This window comes from Pedobacter sp. AW31-3R (assembly GCF_052180285.1).
Taxonomy (GTDB): domain Bacteria; phylum Bacteroidota; class Bacteroidia; order Sphingobacteriales; family Sphingobacteriaceae; genus Pedobacter.
This window is the reverse complement of sequence record NZ_CP197475.1, coordinates 1,352,440-1,373,158: the sequence shown is the minus strand read 5'-3', so window position 1 is coordinate 1,373,158 and position 20,719 is coordinate 1,352,440. Positions and strand designations below refer to the sequence as shown.

Genomic DNA, 20,719 nt, shown 5'->3' with positions numbered 1-20,719 from the left:
TTATGACCACCCTATTATCAAAAAATTAAGATTTTTAATGAAAGTAAACGCGATCTTATTCCTGATTTCCTTCTTTACCATCAGCAGCCTGTATGCGACCAATGGTTCCGCACAAAGCCTGCAGGAAACGCGCGTTTCCATAGGATTCCCTCAGGGAAATATCCAGCAGGCCCTTGCCAGTATTGAAAGAGAAACTGATTTTCGGTTTGCCTATAAAAAAGAAGTGCTTTCCGGAATAAAGGCCCCTGCCCTTCCATCAAAAGTACGCAGCGTGAAACAGGTACTTGATGAACTTTTAAAGGATAGCGGACTGGACTACAAACAAGTGAACAACAGCATTATTATTTTTAAAGCTATCGCTACTGCCGCTCCCCTGGAAAGTTATCAGCAAGAGTTTACCGGGACGGTGAAAGACGAAAAAGGAGTCGGAATGCCCGGGGTATCTGTAAAGGTAAAGGGCACAACTAATTCTGCTATTACTGATGATAAGGGTGGCTTCAAAATCGGAGCAGCTGTTGATGATATTTTGGTTTTCAGCTATATAGGCTATTCACCGGTCGAAGTACGTATCACCAATACTGCAGCAATGAACATTACCTTACAACCCGAAGCGGGTACACTTGACGCGGTGGTCGTTATTGGTTATGGAACTACAACCAAAAGAACAAATACCGGCTCTGTCACTACCGTCAGTGCAAAACAAATTGGTAATCAGCCCGTGGGCGACCCTCTCGCCGCATTGCAGGGCCGCGTTGCCGGACTGGATATTTCATCGGTTACCGGCTATCCGGGATCGGGATACAACGTTCGGCTCAGGGGACAGAATTCGATCTCATCTGGAAATGCACCTCTATATATAGTGGATGGTGTTCCATTTGTTTCAGAAAGCTTAAGCCAGTTCTCCGCCGCAAATGGCAACCAAAGTCCCTTATCCAGTATCAATCCTTCCGATATTGAACAGATCGATATTTTAAAAGATGCCGATGCAACAGCAATTTATGGATCACGGGGTGCCAATGGCGTAATTTTAATCACCACAAAACGTGGAAAGGCGGGCAAAGCAGAATTCACCGCAAACCTATATACGGGCATCTCTTCCCTGAATAAACGTGTGGATATGCTGAATGGTGCTCAATATTTAGCCATGAGGCGCGAAGCCTATGCCAATGACGCCGTTACCCCCACAGAGACCCAGGCTCCTGATCTTTTAATCTGGGATCAGAACCTGGACCAGAACTGGCAGGATATATTAATTGGCGAATCTGCAAATCTCTCCGAAATTCAGCTGGGACTGCGTGGTGGTGATGAACAAACCAACTACCTGATCAGTGGAACCTACCGCGATGAAAAAATTGTACTGCCAGGAAATCTTGGCTATAAAAGAGCTGCGCTCAATATGTCGCTCAACCATAGCTCCATAGACAAGAAGTTCCAGTTTACCAGCTCACTGAAATATACACTTGATGAGAACAATACTTTACAGAGTGACGTCACGAGCTTTTTCAATCTGGCACCGAATTTCCCTATCTATGATGCCCAGGGAAATTACTATTGGGTAGGAAATGAACAAAACCCAATGGCCTATTTTGAACGGACCAGTATCAGTAATACGTCCAATATATTTGGGAATACAACCCTGAGCTATGAATTTATAAAAGGCTTTAAAGCCAAAGTGAGTGCAGGTTTTAACCGGATGGACCTGAAACAAACGCAGACACTTCCCAAGCTGGGCTTCAATCCGCTGACCTATACAGGAAGCAGTGCGAACTATAGTGATGGCAGTTTAAATTCCTACATCGTTGAACCTCAACTGGACTATCAGCTCAAACTGGGAAAAGGAAATCTCTCGGCACTGGTAGGCGGAACCTGGCAGCACAGTGTCAGGGAAACAGAAGGCCTGACCGGAAGTGGCTATGCGAGCGATGAACAATTGGAAAATATAAGAGCGGCAACACTCCTTACCGCCAGAACATACAGCTATACCAAATACCGTTATACTTCAGTTTTTGGGCGACTGACCTATAACTGGGATGAAAAATACATTGTTAACGGTACTTTCCGAAGAGATGGCTCCTCTAAATTCGGTCCCAACAACCGGTTTGGAAATTTTGGTGCCATAGGTGCCGCATGGTTATTCAGCAATGAAAGCTTTATTAAAGATCAACTGTCCTTCTTGAGTTTTGGTAAGTTAAGGGGAAGTTTCGGTACCGTGGGTAACGACCAGATCGGAGATTATCAGTTTTTGGACAGCTGGTCATCTACTTCCTATCCCTATGGAGGTATTGGCGGTATATCACCAAGTCGTTTCCCGAATCCGAACTATAGCTGGGAAGTGAACAAGAAAATAGAAGCAGGGATTGACCTGGGCTTTTTTAATGAAAGATTATTGTTCAGCTCAAATTTCTATAGGAACCGTTCAAATAACCAGCTGATCGGAAGCACACTATCCTCACAATCGGGCTTTACCAGCTATCAGGCTAACCTTCCTGCTCTTGTACAGAATAAAGGCTGGGAGTTTGAGCTGAGCTCGGTGAATATTAAAGGAAAGAATTTCTCCTGGAATACTTCGTTCAATCTTACGATAGCGGATAATAAATTACTGGAATATCCCAATCTGATCAACTCAGGCAATGCCACCAGATATATGATCGGTCAGCCCTTGTCAATTGTAATGGGATTTGACTTTCTGGGCATAAACGAACAAACGGGAGTACCTGAATTCAGGGATGTGAACGGAGACAAAGTGATTTCAGATCCTGCGGATCTGGTGGTCATAGGAAACACAATGCCCAAGTTTTATGGCGGTCTGCAAAACAGTTTTGCCTATAAGAACTTTAGTTTTGATTTCTTCTTCCAGTTTGTGAAACAGGATGGCCCGGGTTTAAACTACGGTTACCTTAGTTATTCCAACGGTTCTTCACTCAGGAATAAAGATCAGAGTGCATTGGACAGATGGACTACACCAGGTATTCCTGCGACAGTTCCAGGTGCGAGTGCAACGGCAGGGAAACCAACATACACTGCTTATCAAAACAATTACCGTTTGTCGAATGCGAACTGGGGCGATGCTTCTTTTATCAGACTGAAAAATGTTTCTCTTAAATATAATTTCAAAGATCTGCTGAAAAGCTGGAAATTCAATAACATCACGATGTACATCCAGGGACAAAACCTGTTTACCATTACGTCATACGATGGTTTTGATCCGGAAACAAAAGGATACGCATTGCCACCTGTAAGTATCTATACGGCGGGTTTGCAGGTATCCTTTTAACCTTAATTACAATTGCGTCAACGGCGCATAAAATCATTATTTCCAAAGCGTATTTCAGTTATGAACGCTTCATCACCATTAAAATAAAGGAACATGAAAATTATTTATTATATACTATCGATTACCCTGCTCAGCATGATATGCTCCTGTAAGGATTATGTGGAAATTGAAGATCCAAAGGACCAGCTGGCTACAGGTACCGTGTTTAAATCTGACGCAACCGCCACCGCAGCAATGGTAGGGATTTACAGTGATATGAATGCCTCTAATTATCAGTTTGCCAATGTACTCACTACTTTTACCTGTGCCATGTATGCTGATGAGTTTGTGTATGCCTCCGTATTGGCAAACTTTGATGAGTTCAAAAACAATGCACTGACCACAGGAAATAACTATGTTGGCTTAATGTGGTCCTCACCATATAACTTTATTTATCGTTCAAATGCGGTGATTGAAGGTGTAACCGCTTCGACCACACTCAGTCCGGCAGTAAAAAACCAATTGCTGGGCGAAGCGAAATTTATGAGGGCCTTTTGTTATTTCTACCTTGTCAATTTCTTTGGTGATGTGCCCCTTATCCTTGATACTGATGTGCTGAAGAATACCAGCAAGCCCAGAACGCCCAAAGAGGAAGTGTATATTGCGATCATCCAGGACCTGAGAGATGCGAAGCAACTGCTCGTTGCCGCTTATCCGGGATCTGCTGAGCGCACTAGACCCAATAAAACTGCTGCTACCCTGTTGCTTTCCAGAGCGTACCTGTACACAGAGGAATATGCACTGGCAGAAACAGAAGCTGCTGAAGTTATCGCAACTACCGCACAGTATTCCATTTTAAATCATACGGATCCAAATAATGCCGGACATATGACCAAAGTTTTCCTTAAAAACTCCAATGAAGCGGTTTGGCAACTTCAGGTGGTGAATACACTCGGCGGAAGGAATACCTGGGAAGGAAATACCTTCATCTCCACCGGATCACCATTTTATAGACTGACCAAAGGAACCTATGGACTGGAAACAGGATTTGAGGAGGGTGATAAGCGTTTCAGCAATTGGGTAGGAACATATACAACCCCAACAGCACCTGTTACTACACATTATTTCCCATATAAATATAAGGTAAGAGTAGGTGTTGCAGGTGCTGCAGTAACGGAGTATGCTATGGTTCTGAGATTTGCTGAAGCTTATCTGATCCGTGCGGAAGCAAGCGTACGTCTGAATAAACTATCGGATGCGGCGAACGACTTAAACATCATCAGGGACAGGGCTGGCTTGCCGCCATTAGCGGTAGCTGCTACGCAGGATATGGCCATGTTAGAAGTTGAACAGGAACGCAGGGCGGAGTTATTTGCAGAATGGGGACACAGATGGTTCGACCTGAAAAGATGGAAAAGCGTATCCGGCGACCCGACGAAAACAAGGGCTGATGATATATTGCCTTTAAGCAAACCTTCATGGAAATCTACAGCATTACAGTTCCCTATTCCTGTGGAAGTCATGCGTACCAATCCAAACATGGTTCAAAACCCAGGTTATAATTAAATTTAAGCAAAAGCCCTATGAAAAAACTTTCAATATGCTGTATTTGCCTTTTATTTGTGCTGTGCCGCACTTATGGACAAAGTTTGTCTGTGGTACCTGAAAAAATTAAACGTGGTGACACGGTGAGGATTACGTACAATCCAGTCGCCGCGGATGCAAAGATACCCGCAACCGCGACTTACGTAACCATCGTTTTCAGCTATTCAACTTTTTATGATCTCCCCTGGAAAATGCCCATGGTAAAAGAGGGTAATAGCTGGACTGCTTCATTTGTGGCCGGCAGGTTCGCCACCTTTGCCTCTTTCTACCTGCAAAGCGGAGAACAGATCCAGCAACCGGCAGCCGGAGAGCAGTATAACCTTCGGGTGTTCGATGGGATAAACAGGGTGAAGGGCAGCCTGCTTCACGAGTCCTACAGCCTGTCGGCACAAATGCCTAAAACACCAAACCTGCAGGAAGCAAAGCTTGCCCTGATCAATCAGGAGCTGAAGAATAATCCTGATCATTATGAAGCAAAAGTGGCACAACTTCATACGAAGATGATCATGGCCAAAAGTCCCGCTGAAAAACTAAAGTTTAGGGAGCAGGCCAGAAAAGTCATTGCAGCGAAGCTGGAGGAAAACCCGACTTTGCCAGGTAATGTCAATCTTGTGACGATGGGTTATTTGATGATCGGGGAAAAAAGCAGGGTCGACTCAGTTCGCAAAGTCATCATGAAGCGCTTTCCTGATGCCGATATCTCAAAAGACCTGAAAGCTTCGCTGATCGCCAAAGAGAAGGATACTGTCCAGAAGGTAGCTCAGCTGGAAAAAATGCTTGGCAATAGTGATGCGCATGGTGAAGAGGGATCAGAAAATATCCACCGTATGCTTTTTGACCACTATGCCTTTGTTAAAGATACGACCAAGGCCTTATACCATGCGTCGAAGTTAAACACAAAGAACAATCCATATACACCGCAGGCATATAAAGATATCGCAGCAAAATTAACGGAGAATAAGATTGCTCCTGCCGCTGCCATAGCTTATGCAGAAAGGTCATTAGCTGTAGTGGACCAGTGGCCGGTAGGAATTATCCGCTATTTCCCTGAATTTGGTTATATTCCTTCCTATGTTCCGGATAGTACCAGAAAAAATGCCATCGTAGAAGCGAGGTCGACTTTATTATCTCTTAAAGCATTGAATTATATACAATTGCATCAACCTGATTCAGCCTTGTTTTTTGCAAACGAAGCGATAAAGGTTGCTGAGGGAAGAGAAGGCCTGATGAATAGTGCTCAAGTATTGACCCGTTTAGGCAAAAATGAAGAAGCATTCGCTACCCTCTGGAAATTGCTGATGAAAAATCCTACTGATAGTGCTATCCTGGCAATGTCAAAGCATATTTTCATGAAGTATAACTCTTCTGAGACAGATTTCCTGTCGAAAGTTGCTACACTTGAAGCCCTGGAAATCGCTCAGCTTACCGAAAAGACAAAAGCGTTGATGATGCACAAGCCGGGTCCGGAATTATCAGGACTTGTGGACCTGGACGGGAAACAGGTCACTGCCGCGATGATGAAGGGAAAGATTGTCATATTGGATTTCTGGGCTACCTGGTGCGTGCCCTGTATGCAGGAAATGCCTTATTTCCATAAGGTTTTTGAAAAATACCGCAACCATAAGGAAGTCATGTTTATGGTGGTTAACAGTGGTGCAAACAATACCATTGATGACGCCAGAAGATGGCTGAAGCAAAATCCGCAATATCAGTTTCCGGTTTACTTTAACAATGACAAAAACATTGGAGAAAAAGTGGGCTTCACCCTTATCCCAACCATCGCAGTGATTGATCAGAAAGGACTGCTTCAATTCAGGACGATTGGTTTTGAAGGGGAAATCCTGCAAAAGAAATTAGATGTGGAAATCGCCATCCTGCTTGGTAAATCTTAATTAAATCCCAAAGGCACCTTGATTGGGGTGCCTTTGGGATTTTAATAACATTCATCTTAGGTCAGAAAGAACTGAATTTAAAACCTGTATTTTATTTTAAATCGAATCTGTCCAGATTCATCACTTTAGCCCAGGCAGCAACGAAGTCTGCTACAAATTTATGCTGACCATCTGCGCTTCCATATATTTCAGCAACAGCTCTCAACTCTGAATTAGAGCCAAACACAAGATCCGCACGGGTCCCTGTCCATTTCAGCTCCCCTGTAGAACGGTCGCGACCTTCATACACTTCCTTGTCGCCCGACACAGCTTTCCAGGCGGTGTTCATATCAAGTAGGTTGACAAAGAAATCATTGCTCAGTACAGCCGGTGCCGAACTGAAAACACCATGTTTGGAACCATCAAAATTCGTATTTAACACACGCATTCCCCCTACCAGCACCGTTAATTCTGGTGCTGTAAGTGTGAGCAAATGCGCTTTATCGATCAGCAATTCTTCGGTGGATACCGGTATCTTAGATTTACGGTAGTTACGGAAACCATCAGCAGCAGGTTCCAGATAACCAAAGGATTCTGTATCGGTCTGTTCCTGCGAAGCATCTGTACGACCCGCTGAAAAAGGAACCTTGACGGTATGTCCTGCGTCTGCAGCTGCTTTCTCTACGCCTGCACTACCGGCCAATACGATTAAATCTGCCAGCGAAACCTTTTTACCATTTTCCTGTGCCGCATTAAATTCCTTCTGAATACCTTCTAAGACTTCCAGCACTTTTTGCAGTTGTACCGGATTATTCACCTGCCAGTACCGCTGTGGGGCAAGGCGGATACGGGCACCATTGGCGCCACCACGCTTATCAGACCCGCGGAACGTGGAAGCAGAAGCCCATGCTGTGGAAACCAGTTCAGGAATGCTTAAACCAGATTCCAATACTTTTGCCTTTAAGGCTGCAACATCACTTTCATTGATGAGTTCGTGGTCAACTGCAGGAATAGGATCCTGCCATAACAATTCCTCCTGCGGCACCTCTGGCCCCAGGTACCGCACAACCGGTCCCATATCCCGGTGCGTTAGTTTATACCATGCACGGGCAAAGGCATCAGCGAACTGATCCGGGTTTTCGAAAAATCTCCTTGATATTTTTTCATATGCCGAATCAAATCTTAAGGCAAGGTCAGTAGTCAGCATAGTCGGAAGATGCTTTTTTGAGCTATCATATGCGTCAGGAATAATTGCTTCCGTCGTTTTAGCGACCCATTGGTGTGCACCCGCCGGACTTTTAGACAATTGCCATTCAAAGCCAAACAGGTTTTCAAAAAAGTTATTGCTCCATTGAGTCGGTGTTTTTGTCCAAATCACTTCCAGTCCGCTGGTAATCGTATCGGCACCTTTTCCGGAACCATAACTGTTGTTCCAGCCAAAACCCTGCATTTCAATATCATTTGCTTCCGGCTCTTTGCCCACATGGTCAGCAGATGCGGCACCATGCGTTTTGCCAAAGCTGTGTCCACCGGCGATTAATGCAACCGTTTCTTCATCATTCATCGCCATGCGGCCGAAAGTATCGCGGATATCTTTAGCGGCAGCCACAGGATCAGGATTACCATCAGGCCCCTCCGGATTCACATAGATTAACCCCATTTGTACAGCGGCGAGTGGTTTTTCAAGATTCCGGCTGTGGATATCTCCATCGGCATCATCGTCTGATACCAGTACGCCGTGCCCCTCTTCCACCCCTGGTGAACCATGCGCATAACGCAGGTCGCCCCCCAGCCAGGTCGTTTCAGATCCCCAGTATACAGATTCATCTGCTTCCCACACATCTTCGCGTCCGCCGGCAAAGCCAAAGGTCTGAAAGCCCATTGATTCCAGGGCTACGTTACCTGTGAGAATCATCAGGTCGGCCCAGGAAATTTTGTTACCGTATTTTTGTTTGATTGGCCATAGCAATCTGCGCGCTTTATCGAGGCTGACATTATCCGGCCAGCTATTTAATGGTGCAAAGCGCTGCAATCCTGCACCAGCACCGCCACGCCCATCGGTTACACGGTAAGTTCCCGCACTGTGCCAGGCCATACGAATGAACAGACCTCCGTAATGCCCGAAGTCTGCCGGCCACCAGTCCTGCGAGTCGGTCATGAGCTCATGAAGATCTTTTTTCACTGCTGCAAGGTCAAGACTGTTAAAAGCTTCGGCATAATTAAAATCTCCTCCCATCGGATTGGATAAAGAAGAGTGCTGACGGAGAGTACTCAACTTTAACTGATTAGGCCACCAGTCGTTGTTTCTGGTTCCGCCACCGCCAACATTGTGCTTCATGCTGCCATTGTGAAATGGACATTTACTGATGTCATTTGAATCTCTTTCCATATTTACAAGTTTATATTTGAATCTTAATGCGCCCCGGTAATTTTAAAGCACACATAAATTTATGATATTGAATGAGAAAATTATAATCAATTAATTCTATACTAAATAGTTAAAAACTATGGTGTCTTTTAAAGATCTCCTGATCCCATGCTGAATTTTTTCCTGTTCCAACAGACTTGGTCCGATAAATCAGTACGTTATTTTTTGATATAATTTCACTGTAGGGTGCACGATGCTCCTTATCTTCGGGCATTACCAGTTTCCCATCTTTGATGAATGCCTTGTACACATCGCCGCTTTCCCGTCTTTGAAATTTCTCCGTCCAGTCTGTAATCGTCGCATACTTATCATCCTCAAAAGAAATCTGCAGCTGTCTGGTCGTTTTTCTATTCAGCCATTGCCCCTCAAAAAGCTTTTTCATCTCTTTCAGTTTGAAAAACGACTGTGCCTGGCTGTTCATAGCCGGCAGCAACAAAAGGGTAAAAATGATAAAGGAATTTATAAAGGTCTTCATCTGCATTCAGTTAGGATAATACTTATTCTCTCTCCAGACATTTTCTTCTACATGGATTTACGGAAAATTCCAGGACTCAGGTCAATTTCATCATGACTTGTATTTACACTGAGGGCAAAACACTAATTTAAGAAGGTAATCTCATTTTGTGTTTTTGCCTTGCTCAGATCTTCCATCATGTTAAACAGTAATTTCAGGTTATTTGTCCGGTCGGTAGTCAGCAGGGAATAAAAATAATGATGTACCTTACAGGCAAAATACCTGTCTGGCGACTGCACACAAATCGTCCCCTCCCCATCAACAGTAATGTAAGTCCAATGCCAGCCATACTGATTTGAGATCAGCTGACCATATACAGATCCCAGTTCATAAGCCAGATATTCAGCATTTGTGTGATTTGACTTTAAATTATCCACATCATGTGCCAGTTGATCAATAAGCCATGCACTCTTGTATCCCGTAGCAGTAAGTCTGCTCTTGCCTAAACCAGCCAAACGCTCTACCTCGGTACGTTCTTCAGCAGTCAGTTCCCGATACTGAATAGGAAGCTTCCTGTTCATGTCAACTGCTGCAGTAGGCTGAACTGCATCATGCTGCTTTGGCTGCCCTCTATTTTTCATGCGCTCATAGGCAGCTTTCCCCAGGGAACCATGATTATTCCTGAAATCCATAAACTCGTCAAGTGGGATGAAGATTAAACCGTTGAGTTGCTGAACAGCAGGGTTTTCCTTAACTGAAGTCCTGCATAGTAAATTGTATCCCAGCTTCGCATCCTTTATAAGGAATATATCCGCGGGAATGCGATCTTCATGCAATACAATCTTTTCATAGTTCTTCACATACCTCACACCATTGTGCAGGATAGGCTCCCCTTTATCGGACAGGGCATCTTCAAACTTTGATTGCTCAAAGTCAACGACATCTTCTGCATAGCGGAATTTAACAAAATAATATTTTTTGGAATGCTCCAGTTCCCGGTGATCAGCAGCATTCAGGACCTTCACTACTGCCTTTTCATACTGAACATGATATTGATCAATCACATTCAGAAAGTCTTCCGAGATCAGAAAATCATTCGCATACCTGTAATAATCGAAGTTCAGATAGTCAACTTTACTGTATAGAATAAAACTCAATTTCAGGCGGTATTCATTGAATCCTGCCTTTGTCCAGTCATATGAAACGGCATTTTCCCTTCCAAAAGGATCTCCCTGTACCTCAGCCTCAAACATCCTCAGTTGCAATGATCCCGGTATTCCTTCGACTCCGGACTGGTCCGTAAATATTCCGTAGTATTCTGCTTTATCCATAAATCCTGTTTTATTTTTCCAGTCTTCTTCATAAAAGAAACTTCCAATGAAGAACAAATGTTTTGCTCTGGTCATTTTAGCATCAGGACTGGCCTTTGTCATTACTGATGAAACCATCATAAGCTTAACGCTTACAAACAGCAATGAATAGGCACATGATCGCTTCATCACCTTTAAAATCAATTATATACTGATAAAACCATCATAAGCTTACAACCTACAAACCGTGATGAATAAGCTTATGATCGCTTCATCACCTTTAAAAAACAATCATATGCTGATGAAAAACCAGATGTGCGCTTCCTGATGATCATAAAGGATAAAAAATAAAATTTTTAAAAATAATTTCATCTGCGCAAATACACTGCGCAGAGCTGCTATTTCTTTGTATCAACATTAAGAAAAAGGAGGTTCATCATGAAATTCAATCTGTTAAGCAAATTAAAAAACCAGATCATTAACCACGAGGGCGAAAAATCATTTTCGCTCTCCCCGGAAATGGAGCTGTATACCGCTGTGGTGACCTGGAGCTTGAATGACTCTTTTTACGAAAAAGACAACATCCGTTTAAACCGTCTGCAAAAATTGATGACTGCTTGTGACCCATTGTTTGTCGGTAAACTGGCTGTATATGCCCGTACCAAAATGTATATGCGTTCGGTTCCGTTAATATTAACAACCGAATTGGCTAAGCTGCACTCGGGCGACAATCTGGTTGCCCGGGTTACCTGTGGGGTCATCGCACGTGCCGATGAGATCACTGAATTGCTCGCCTGTTACGAATTATTAAACGAGCGTAAAGGCACTAAAAAACTGAACAGATTGAGCAAACAATTGCAAAAAGGTTTATCCATAGCATTTAACCGTTTCGACGAATACCAGTTTGCCAAATACAACGGTAACAGTGCCATCAGGTTTCGTGATGCTTTATTCCTCGTCCATCCTAAGGCAAAAGATGAATCGCAGCAAATACTGTTTGACAAAATAGTGAAGGGCAACCTGCAAACACCCTATACCTGGGAAACCGAACTTTCAGCATTGGGTCAGCTGAATTTTGATAGTGAAGAAGATAAAGCGCTGGCCTTTAGCCTCAAATGGGAAGAGTTGATAGACAGTGGAAAAATGGGATACATGGCCTTGCTGCGTAATTTGCGCAACATACAGGAAGCCGGAGTCAGTTATGGCCACTTCAAAAAGGTTTGCGCACGTTTAGCTGATGCTAAAGAAGTTGCTCAGGCCAAACAGTTTCCATTCCGTTATCTGGCTGCTTACCGCGAGCTGATTAATCCGGTGATTACCCAGATGCCTGATCAGGGATTACTTAAAAAATTAACCTCTTTTATGCGGGACAGCAACAAAGGGTATACTGGTGAATTGTTGGAAGCGCTGGAGAGTGCTGTTCAGGCAAGTTCAGGCAATATCAAAGGATTTGATGCCGAAACACGGGTACTTTTGGCCTGTGACGTTTCGGGATCAATGCAGACACCCGTATCGGCCAGATCTAAGATCCTGCTGTATGATGTGGGCCTGATGCTGGCCATGCTGCTGCAGAGTCGTTGTAAAAATGTGGAAATAGGCCTATTTGGTGATCGATGGAAAACGATAGCAATACCCCGTCAACACATACTGGGTAATGTGCAGGAGTTTTATCGCCGTGAGGGAGAAGTGGGTTATGCAACTAATGGTTACCTGGTGATCAGGGATATCTTATCCCGCAAGGTAAGGATGGATAAGGTATTTATATTTACCGATACCCAGTTATGGAATAGCAATCATTCCGGCGATCATATTCAATCCCTTTGGTTGCAATACAAGGCCAGTATATCCCCAGAGGCGAAACTTTACCTGTTCGACTTAAAAGGTTACGGACAAGCTCCATTGCAGATCTTAGGCAATGATGTTTATCTGATCGCAGGCTGGAGCGATAAAGTTTTTGAGGTATTGGCTGCCATAGAAAATGGAAGTTCAGTGGTAGAGCTGATCAATCATACAGAATTATAAACCAGGTATGGGGTAGAATCACCCCATACTTTTAAAGGAATTAAAATCATAAGGATGCCGTAGAAACGGGTTACTTCGCAGCCATATCAGGGGGTGGGCAGTGTGGCGCAAGCCATGCTGTGGGTTCGAGTCCCAATTTGCATTCCCCCGTCCCGCGTTCGCTTGTTGCTCCTTATAGAAGAAGATGCCGTAAACCAGTGTTACTTCGCCTGTTAATCGAATAATGAACGCTGGTTGACCATTGCTCTTCTTTTAAACGTTTACTATACCTCATAAAGGTGCCGTAAACCGGTGATACTTCGGTTAGAACATCCCTTAGGGGAAGGCCGCCGGTTCAAATCCGGCCAGTGATGAATTTCACGAGTAGTTCAGTTCATTCACCCTTGCTTTTTGCCCTTTAAAATATAATGAAAGATGCCGTAGGCTGGAGATACTTCGTTGGTGAAACCGCATTTGCGGCCAGGTTCGAATCCTGAAAGACTCCATCCGGTTATTGCTCTTTCATTTATATCTCATCACCTATCCCAACAGGTGATGAGATAAAATTTTGATTTGCAATTTCTCCCCTCTTGCTGGAATATGACCTTATTTATTTATGCCTTTTTGAAGAAGATTCAGTACCTGTAATAAAGCCTCCTACAAAGACCTGATCAAATTAATGAATTGCATTGTAAACTAATTGTTTCACCTTATCTAATAGTTATCAATATGATCATTCTACAGCGATCATGGTATTTTCTTTATACCCACATCCCCTTTCACAGCGCATCAATACACAATAACATTTCTTAACATCAATCACATCTTTTTTTGTCTTACATTTATCGCCATTATTATCAATCATCTACCATTGGTAATCATTCACTTATCATCTGCTTACATGAAACCTATTTTTCTTTTCTTTTTAGTCATCACTTTATGCAACAATTTCAGCTACGCACAGGACACAGATGATTCCGAGGCTGAGATAATCACCCCCACCCATAAAATCACCTATCGGGAATGGAAGGAGGAGGCAATAACAGATATCAGGCTGCTGCCAAAGTTTGGGAGCATACTCAAAAATGAAGAACAAAAAGAAGCAGATGAGAAACTTACAGCATACCTGGTTAAGAAACACGGCTCCCGTCGTAAGGGTTCGGATGAGCTGGTGAAACTTGGATTCTATTATCTGCGTAAAGGAAATCCCCAGACCGCTATGTACCGGTTTAACCAGGCATGGACACTGGATCCAAAAAATGAAAATGCATTCTGGGGATTCGCTACCGTATATTTCAACTTTGATGACCTGGAAAATTCCTTGAAACAACTCAATGAAGGACTTGCCTTGAATCCTAAAAATGCCAATATTCTTACCGATAAAGCATCTATCCACCTCATCCTCTCCGAAGCTGACGAGAGTGGAAAAGAACTGGCTTCTGCAACCGACTTATTTACCAGGTCTTATGCCGTTAATCCAAGGAATCAAAACACACTGTTCAAGCTTTCTGCTATTTATCTGATGGAAGGGGATTGTAAAAAAGCCTTAAAATATTACAAAGAGGGTAAAGCACTCGGAAGTAAGTTGATCACTAAAGAATTTACCAAGGCTATGGAACAGGGTTGCCCGATTAAATAAGCACAAATTTGCCGGAAAATCCTGCTGTCTGATTTACCCCTCTAAAATGTCGCATATACCAAGCTTGTTTACGCCTTCCGACAGCTAACTTTGGTTAACAACCAAAACCTACTGTCATGAAGAACACCAAAGAAATTATCATCGAACTCATTGAAGCGTTTGATAAAAATGATGTCCCATTAATCCTAACTTATTTTACGGAAGACATTGAATGGAATATGGTAGGCGACCAAACCTTCTCCGGGAAAGAAAGTATCAGGAAGTTTTTTGAGGTCCATCCGGATATGCAAATGATTGCCAGCACAAAAAGCCATATCCTAATTGACGGAGACCATGCGGCAGTTGATGGTGAAGTACAGTGCATAGACAAAGGCACCGGCATTCATCATGATATGTACTATTGTGACCTTTATGATCTGGAAAATGGAAGGGTAAAGAAAATGACATCCTATGTCGTCAACAAAAAGAAAGCATAACACTTAAATCAAGGCTGTAATTTCTCATGATCATGCCATATTGATTTTATTATACAATGATATCAATAAGTATTAACATCAACATCCATTGATATTACTGCTTATTGATATCATCTCCACCGGTACCCGCTATTCCCTTTCAACATCTTCATTACCGCTGAAAAACATGGGCCTATTCAAATCCCCACGCCGTACGTATAATTACCCTTTCACAATAATTATCCTTCTGTTTCAATAATTGCAGCGCTGGTATCACCACCTAAATTGGCATACCTGAAATCCTCCTGCTCAGGCAAAATAATCCTGTAATCAGATAATACCTGCAATTGTAATTCCCCTTCTTCCAGTATAAAATCGAGCACATGCCCCCCACCTTTTCTGTCCTCACTCAGGAAATGCAGGTGATGGCCTGCAATCGTCATTCCCTGCGCAAATGGCGGAGAGAAAAAACCCACCAGAACACCATCACGATGGCTGAAATCAAACTCTGCCTGATCTTTAACAACCTCGGTAAAGGGCCTGTATGGTTTCTCCTGAACAGATACCGTCCTCGTTTTTACTTTTTTAAAATGTCCTTTTACATAGATGGCACAAAAAAGGTTCTCCCCAACAACCAGGCGTTTGATCATTTGATCCAATCCTTTTTTGTCAACAGGTTTTTCAATGGCGTAACTGATCGTCGGATCGAATGTAGTGATGGCTCCAAAAGGTACTTTCAGGTTTTCATCCGCCAGTTCAGATGAACCATCTGCGCGCATCTGGTAAAATTCACCATTGAAAGCAATGAGCTCCCCATCCAGCCGATTAAAAGTGCCCAGTCCAAAATCACCATGCCTGGCCATTTCTTTTAAAGTGGTGCCTCCCTCGTAAATCCCTTCCAGCAATGCATTCATAATAGAGACCTGATATATTGTGCCTGATGTTTCTTTCCTCATATCCATACCTTTGTATTTTTTAATATTTTTCTGGTGTCCTATTCAATCAAACACCTTATTTTATGATTTCTGCGCTTATACTTTTTCCTAACTGTATGTTATCACGGTAATCAATCGGAATATCTACAATTACCGGGCCTGCAATCGTTAACGCTTTTCTCATCACCGCTTCCAGCTCAGCAGAATCCCTTACCAGGAAACCTACAGCCCCATAACTTTCCGCATGTTTTACGACATCCAGCCGGCCCAGGTCGATGCCCGAAGAACGGCCATATTTCATTACTTCCTGAAAACCAACCATATCATAAGTTCCATCCGTCCATACAAAATGGATGATGTTCGACTGAAGGCGTACAGCAGTCTCCAATTCCATGGCAGAAAATAGAAATCCGCCATCCCCGGAAATAGATATGACCTTTTCATGGGGATGAACCATGGCGGCAGCAATGGCCCATGGCAGGGCAACACCCAGTGTCTGCTGGCCATTACTGAACAATAAACGGTTCGGTTCAAAGCTGTCAAAATACCGTGCCATCCAGATGTAATGTGACCCAATATCACAGGTTACCGTTACATCGTCGCCAATCAGCCTGCGCAAAGTCCGGATGAAATGAAGTGGATGAACCCTTGGCCCTCCATTGATCAGCGGCATCCTTTGCTGGGCTTCCCGGTAATTGATATGCAGTTTTTCTATCTGCGGATAGGAAATTATCCTGGAGGGTTTCAACAGTTTGGTCAGCGCTTTAACAGACGCAGCAATATCACCGATCAGCTCCAGTTCCGGCTGGTAATAAAAATCAGTGTCGCTATTGCTGTGGTCCAGATGAATAATCTTCGCACTGCGTTTTTTGTTCCATGCCTGCGGGCCATATTCTACAGGATCATATCCAATTGTTAAAATCACATCTGCATGGGCCAGTAAAACATCACCTGGCTGATTAGGAAAAAGACCTACCCTTCCTACCAGCAAATGTTCCAGCTCACGGGGAACAATACCTACTGCCTGGAAAGTCCCCACGATTGGCAGGGGAACCACATCCAGCAACCGGCGCAGTACCTCTACCACTTTCCTGTCGCTGGCTCCCTGCCCTGCAAGTATCACCGGCAGGCTTGCACCGGATATCAGTTTCGCCGCTTCTTCCAGGTATGCTTCCGGAGCAGGCCCGGCATTGAAGATCCTGCTTTCCGGGATCAACGGCACATCTGTCTCTTCAGTGATGACATCATTGGGCAGACAGATGAAAGCAGCACCTTTTCTGGGTGTGTTTGCCATGCGGAAAGCTTGTGTCATCACTTCAGGTATAGCCCTGCTGTCTTCAATTTCCACGCTCATCTTCGTTACCGGTCTCATGATACTGGCAGCATCGAGCGACTGGTGTGTACGTTTAAAAAGTTGACTCCTTTTTACAGTTCCGGAAATGGCAATCATAGGATCGCCTTCCGTATTGGCCGTCACCAGTCCCGTTACCAGATTTGTGGCTCCTGGTCCCGAGGTTGTCATACATACCCCCGGCGCACCTGTTATCCGTCCGATGGCAGCAGCCATAAAAGCTGCATTCTGTTCATGCCGGCATACCACAAGCTGGATATGGCTATCTACCATTTTGTCGAATACCGGGTCTATTTTTGCACCAGGTATACCGAATACTTGTTTTACTTTCTGTTGTTCCAAAGTTTTCACAACCAGTTCCGCACCTGTTATCTTATCCATTTGTCTATGTGTATATTTTAATAATTTGTCATGCACCTGACTGAAGATGTGTTTATCATTTGATTTGTTAATCCGGCCCTATAGTAAAAGCATTGAATTGGAAATATCGGGCTGTTCAAGCGATGTCTTCATGCAGTTATTTTGACAATGGTAAAGTTAGCAGCTACGTTCCGGCTCCTATAATTCGAATTATTAATGGCGGTCATAAGTAATCCTTATGCTTTTTAACCGATGTTGGTTATATTGGCTGCATGGAATTGCACCGTCTGAGATATTTTGTGAAAGTTGCGGAAACCTTACATTTTACCCGTGCTGCGGATGAGCTTTTTGTGACCCAGCCGGCACTTTCCCAGCAAATTAAAATACTGGAAGACGAGCTGAATACCCCACTATTCGACCGTTCCGGCAGGAAGGTCAAACTGACCGATGCCGGATTCATCTTTCTTGAATATGCCAAGGGAGCACTATTTGAGGTGGAAAAAGGAGAAAGGGCTATGGCCGATTTACAGGAAGCAGTGATTGGAAATGTGAGAATTGGTGTCATGTATTCTTACTTTAACCCCTTACTGGCCGTCATCGGCAATTTCTGCCGCCTCTACCCCGGCGTAAAGACAAACATCCTGCTCGGCAACAATGAAGATTTGCATGAGAAATTATCCCTGTCTGAACTGGATATCGCGCTGACCTTCGATGACAACAACAGCGAAGAACTGGAACAGAAAGGTTCTTTTAAGACGCGGCTGGTACTTGCCGTTGAAAGAAATCATCCCCTAGCAAAGTTGAAACAGTTTTCCATATTTGATTTAGAAAACATGTTGCTTGTCCTCCCTGCAGAAGGCAATATCATACGCAGCATGCTGGAGAAAATATTTAAAAAGTACAAACATCTTCCTTTTATCAACACAGAGATCAATGATATCAACCTGTTGCTCGACCTGGTGGAAAAAGGGGATTTCGCCACTATTGTCACGGATATTGCCGTTTCCCAACGGAACAATATTGTCTGTATTCCTATCAAAGAAGCACTGCCCAGAGTTAAAGGAGCAGTACTGGTGAAGAAAAACGGATATAGGAATAAAGCTGCAAACCTTTTACTGAATGCCATACTAGGCGAGATGACACATTTCGGAAGTTCGGAATAACGTGGTCGTTTCTTTTGTGCTTATGGCTTGTTTTTTCTTGGGCAGGAATGCATTTCTATAGACAATGATCACTAATTACAATTCCTGATGAATTGTCCCTAATCTGTTACGACAAACCTTAAAGTCCATAAATTAACAATTACTTAACATTAAGTTCTTTACTTTGTCAACTGTAATAGCCTTTTTCACCAGGGCTAACCATAAACCTTTATGAGATTGCAATTCAATATCCTTTGTTATGTTCTTTTTATCTGGCTCTGCAGTTTTACTATTGGAACTGAAAAATGCTTCGGTCAGTTCAAAAACGACGACTTTGAATTCAATGTCAACAGCAAACAGACTATAGAAAACCCCGATTCACTTTTCCTCCAGCTGAAAAAGAAAAACAGCGAGGCTATCAATTCAGGCAATGTCATCCTCCAGGGAACCAGTCTGAGGGATATGGGCGAGATTTGTTACCACCTCGGACACTATGCAATGGCACTGGAGTATTTCATTGATGCAAAAAATATATTTGAAAAGCTGCAGAGAAATGATCTCCTGGCCGACAATTACAATAAGACAGGAACACTCTATTACTACAACAGGGATACACTAAATGCCAGACATAGCTATGAGAAGGCGATGCAACTGTATACCGGTTTAAATGATCAGCTGGGAATTGCCCTAACCTTAGGTAAAATGGGCCATTTACTGGAAAAAAAACAACTGTATGATAGTGCCTTTATTTATCAGCGCAGGGCACTGGACGCTTACAAAGCCATCAATGATAAAAAAGGTTCTGCACATATCTACGAGAACATGGGAAGTATCTATGAGGACCTGGGCAATTACAATGAAGCCATGACCTATTTCCAGTCTGCACTGAACATCTATGAGCAATCCGGACAGGAAATCCAGTCTATCGAAGTTGTGAATAACCTGGGCGATATTTACCGGAAGACAGGAAATTACAAAAAAGCTATGGAGCAGACACTGAAAGCTTTAAAGCTCGCCCGGAAACACAATGAACTGTACCAGATCAGCTCAGCCTACCGTGATATTTCAAAAACATATAACTTAATGGGCAAAAATGACAGTGCTTTTCATTATGCTGAAACGGCAAGAGGTTATTTAATGGAGATCTATTCCAGGGAAAATAACAGGCAAATGGCTTTTCTGCATGCCCTAAATGACGCAGAGAAGAAAAATGAGCAAATCAGGACGCTTCAGAATGAACGGCGCGTGAATATCATTATTACGGTAGCTACGGTACTGATCATCATTTTACTGATCGTGGCTGGTTTTTCACTGGTAAGTAGACACCGGATCCTGCTCAAAAGCACCCAGCAAGCCAGTGAACAGCAGATGAAGATCCTGGAAACCCAGCAAAGACTGATGGAAGCCGGACTCAGGAACAAAGAAATGGAAGAGACCCAGCTGAAGCAGGAAATAGAACTGAAGTCAAAAGAGCTGAGTACCCATGTATTACACGTGATACAGAAAAACCAATTGCTGGAAGGCCTTAAAGCACAACTGGAAGAAATGGTAAAAGAGGATAAACGTGACCAGAAGAAGCAGCTCAGGCAGATCATTAATCAGATTAACCAGGATTTTAACAATGACAGTTACTGGAGCGACTTCAGTACTGTATTTGAACAAATCCACCAGTCCTTTTTTGAAAACCTGAATCAGCAGTTTCCTAAACTGACTTCAACGGATTTAAGGTTAATCTCTCTGCTCAAGATGAACATGGATTCCAATGATATGGCTGCCATGCTGGCGATATCCCAGGATAGTTTGAGAATAGCCCGCTACAGACTGAGAAAGAAACTGAACCTGGATCAGGGAGAAAACCTGGTGGCCTTTCTGCAATCATTTTAAAAATAAATACCTGCCGCATTTATTGAAAAAC

General features: G+C 43.4%; 13 protein-coding genes. 8 read left to right on the top strand and 5 right to left on the bottom strand.

The annotated features are described in order from the left end of the window. The first annotated feature begins 37 nt into the window (after positions 1–37). From ACSBL2_RS05730 to ACSBL2_RS05720, 3 genes are all read left to right on the top strand, one after another. Positions 38–3,274 carry a TonB-dependent receptor gene (locus ACSBL2_RS05730; protein ID WP_442590713.1) on the top strand — a complete coding sequence of 1,079 codons (3,237 nt, stop codon included), beginning with the start codon at positions 38–40 and terminating at the stop codon, positions 3,272–3,274. Between the two features lie 93 nt (positions 3,275–3,367). After that, positions 3,368–4,819 carry a RagB/SusD family nutrient uptake outer membrane protein gene (locus ACSBL2_RS05725; RefSeq protein WP_442590712.1) on the top strand — a complete coding sequence of 484 codons (1,452 nt, stop codon included), beginning with the start codon at positions 3,368–3,370 and terminating at the stop codon, positions 4,817–4,819. A gap of 17 nt (positions 4,820–4,836) precedes the next feature. Further along, a complete protein-coding gene (locus ACSBL2_RS05720; RefSeq protein ID WP_442590711.1) occupies positions 4,837–6,750 on the top strand; it encodes a TlpA family protein disulfide reductase in 1,914 nt (637 codons plus the stop codon). Between the two features lie 91 nt (positions 6,751–6,841). Here the strand turns inward: ACSBL2_RS05720 and katG are convergent, their stop codons facing one another. From katG to ACSBL2_RS05705, 3 genes are all read right to left on the bottom strand, one after another. Beyond that, positions 6,842–9,118, bottom strand: a complete 2,277-nt coding sequence (gene katG / locus ACSBL2_RS05715) for a catalase/peroxidase HPI (protein ID WP_442590710.1) — start codon at positions 9,116–9,118, stop codon at positions 6,842–6,844. A gap of 109 nt (positions 9,119–9,227) precedes the next feature. Then, positions 9,228–9,632, bottom strand: coding sequence for a hypothetical protein (locus ACSBL2_RS05710; RefSeq protein WP_442590709.1), 405 nt, complete (start codon positions 9,630–9,632; stop codon positions 9,228–9,230). 122 nt (positions 9,633–9,754) lie between these two features. Continuing rightward, on the bottom strand, positions 9,755–11,062 hold the full coding sequence (locus tag ACSBL2_RS05705; protein WP_442590708.1) for an Imm43 family immunity protein: 1,308 nt from the start codon (positions 11,060–11,062) through the stop codon (positions 9,755–9,757). Positions 11,063–11,359: 297 nt separating this feature from the next. Here ACSBL2_RS05705 and ACSBL2_RS05700 point away from each other — a divergent pair, with 297 nt between their 5' ends. The 3 genes from ACSBL2_RS05700 to ACSBL2_RS05690 all read left to right on the top strand — a co-directional run bounded on the left by ACSBL2_RS05700 (position 11,360) and on the right by ACSBL2_RS05690 (position 15,037). Next, positions 11,360–12,943: a TROVE domain-containing protein gene (locus tag ACSBL2_RS05700; protein WP_442590707.1), complete on the top strand. Its 1,584-nt coding sequence runs from the start codon at positions 11,360–11,362 to the stop codon at positions 12,941–12,943. Between the two features lie 880 nt (positions 12,944–13,823). Then, the gene (locus ACSBL2_RS05695) at positions 13,824–14,561 is read left to right on the top strand and encodes a tetratricopeptide repeat protein (protein ID WP_442590706.1); all 738 of its coding nucleotides are present in this window, start codon (positions 13,824–13,826) and stop codon (positions 14,559–14,561) included. Between the two features lie 116 nt (positions 14,562–14,677). Next, on the top strand, positions 14,678–15,037 hold the full coding sequence (locus tag ACSBL2_RS05690; RefSeq protein ID WP_442590705.1) for a nuclear transport factor 2 family protein: 360 nt from the start codon (positions 14,678–14,680) through the stop codon (positions 15,035–15,037). Positions 15,038–15,255: 218 nt separating this feature from the next. Here the strand turns inward: ACSBL2_RS05690 and budA are convergent, their stop codons facing one another. Together budA and alsS are read right to left on the bottom strand one after the other, a co-directional pair. Then, complete coding sequence (gene budA, locus ACSBL2_RS05685; protein WP_442590704.1) at positions 15,256–15,972, bottom strand: acetolactate decarboxylase; 717 nt, start codon at positions 15,970–15,972, stop codon at positions 15,256–15,258. 55 nt (positions 15,973–16,027) lie between these two features. Further along, complete coding sequence (gene alsS, locus ACSBL2_RS05680) at positions 16,028–17,683, bottom strand: acetolactate synthase AlsS (protein ID WP_442590703.1); 1,656 nt, start codon at positions 17,681–17,683, stop codon at positions 16,028–16,030. 251 nt (positions 17,684–17,934) lie between these two features. Here alsS and ACSBL2_RS05675 point away from each other — a divergent pair, with 251 nt between their 5' ends. Next, positions 17,935–18,825 carry a LysR substrate-binding domain-containing protein gene (locus ACSBL2_RS05675; RefSeq protein WP_442590702.1) on the top strand — a complete coding sequence of 297 codons (891 nt, stop codon included), beginning with the start codon at positions 17,935–17,937 and terminating at the stop codon, positions 18,823–18,825. A gap of 210 nt (positions 18,826–19,035) precedes the next feature. Next, complete coding sequence (locus ACSBL2_RS05670; protein ID WP_442590701.1) at positions 19,036–20,688, top strand: tetratricopeptide repeat protein; 1,653 nt, start codon at positions 19,036–19,038, stop codon at positions 20,686–20,688. Positions 20,689–20,719: the final 31 nt, after the last annotated feature.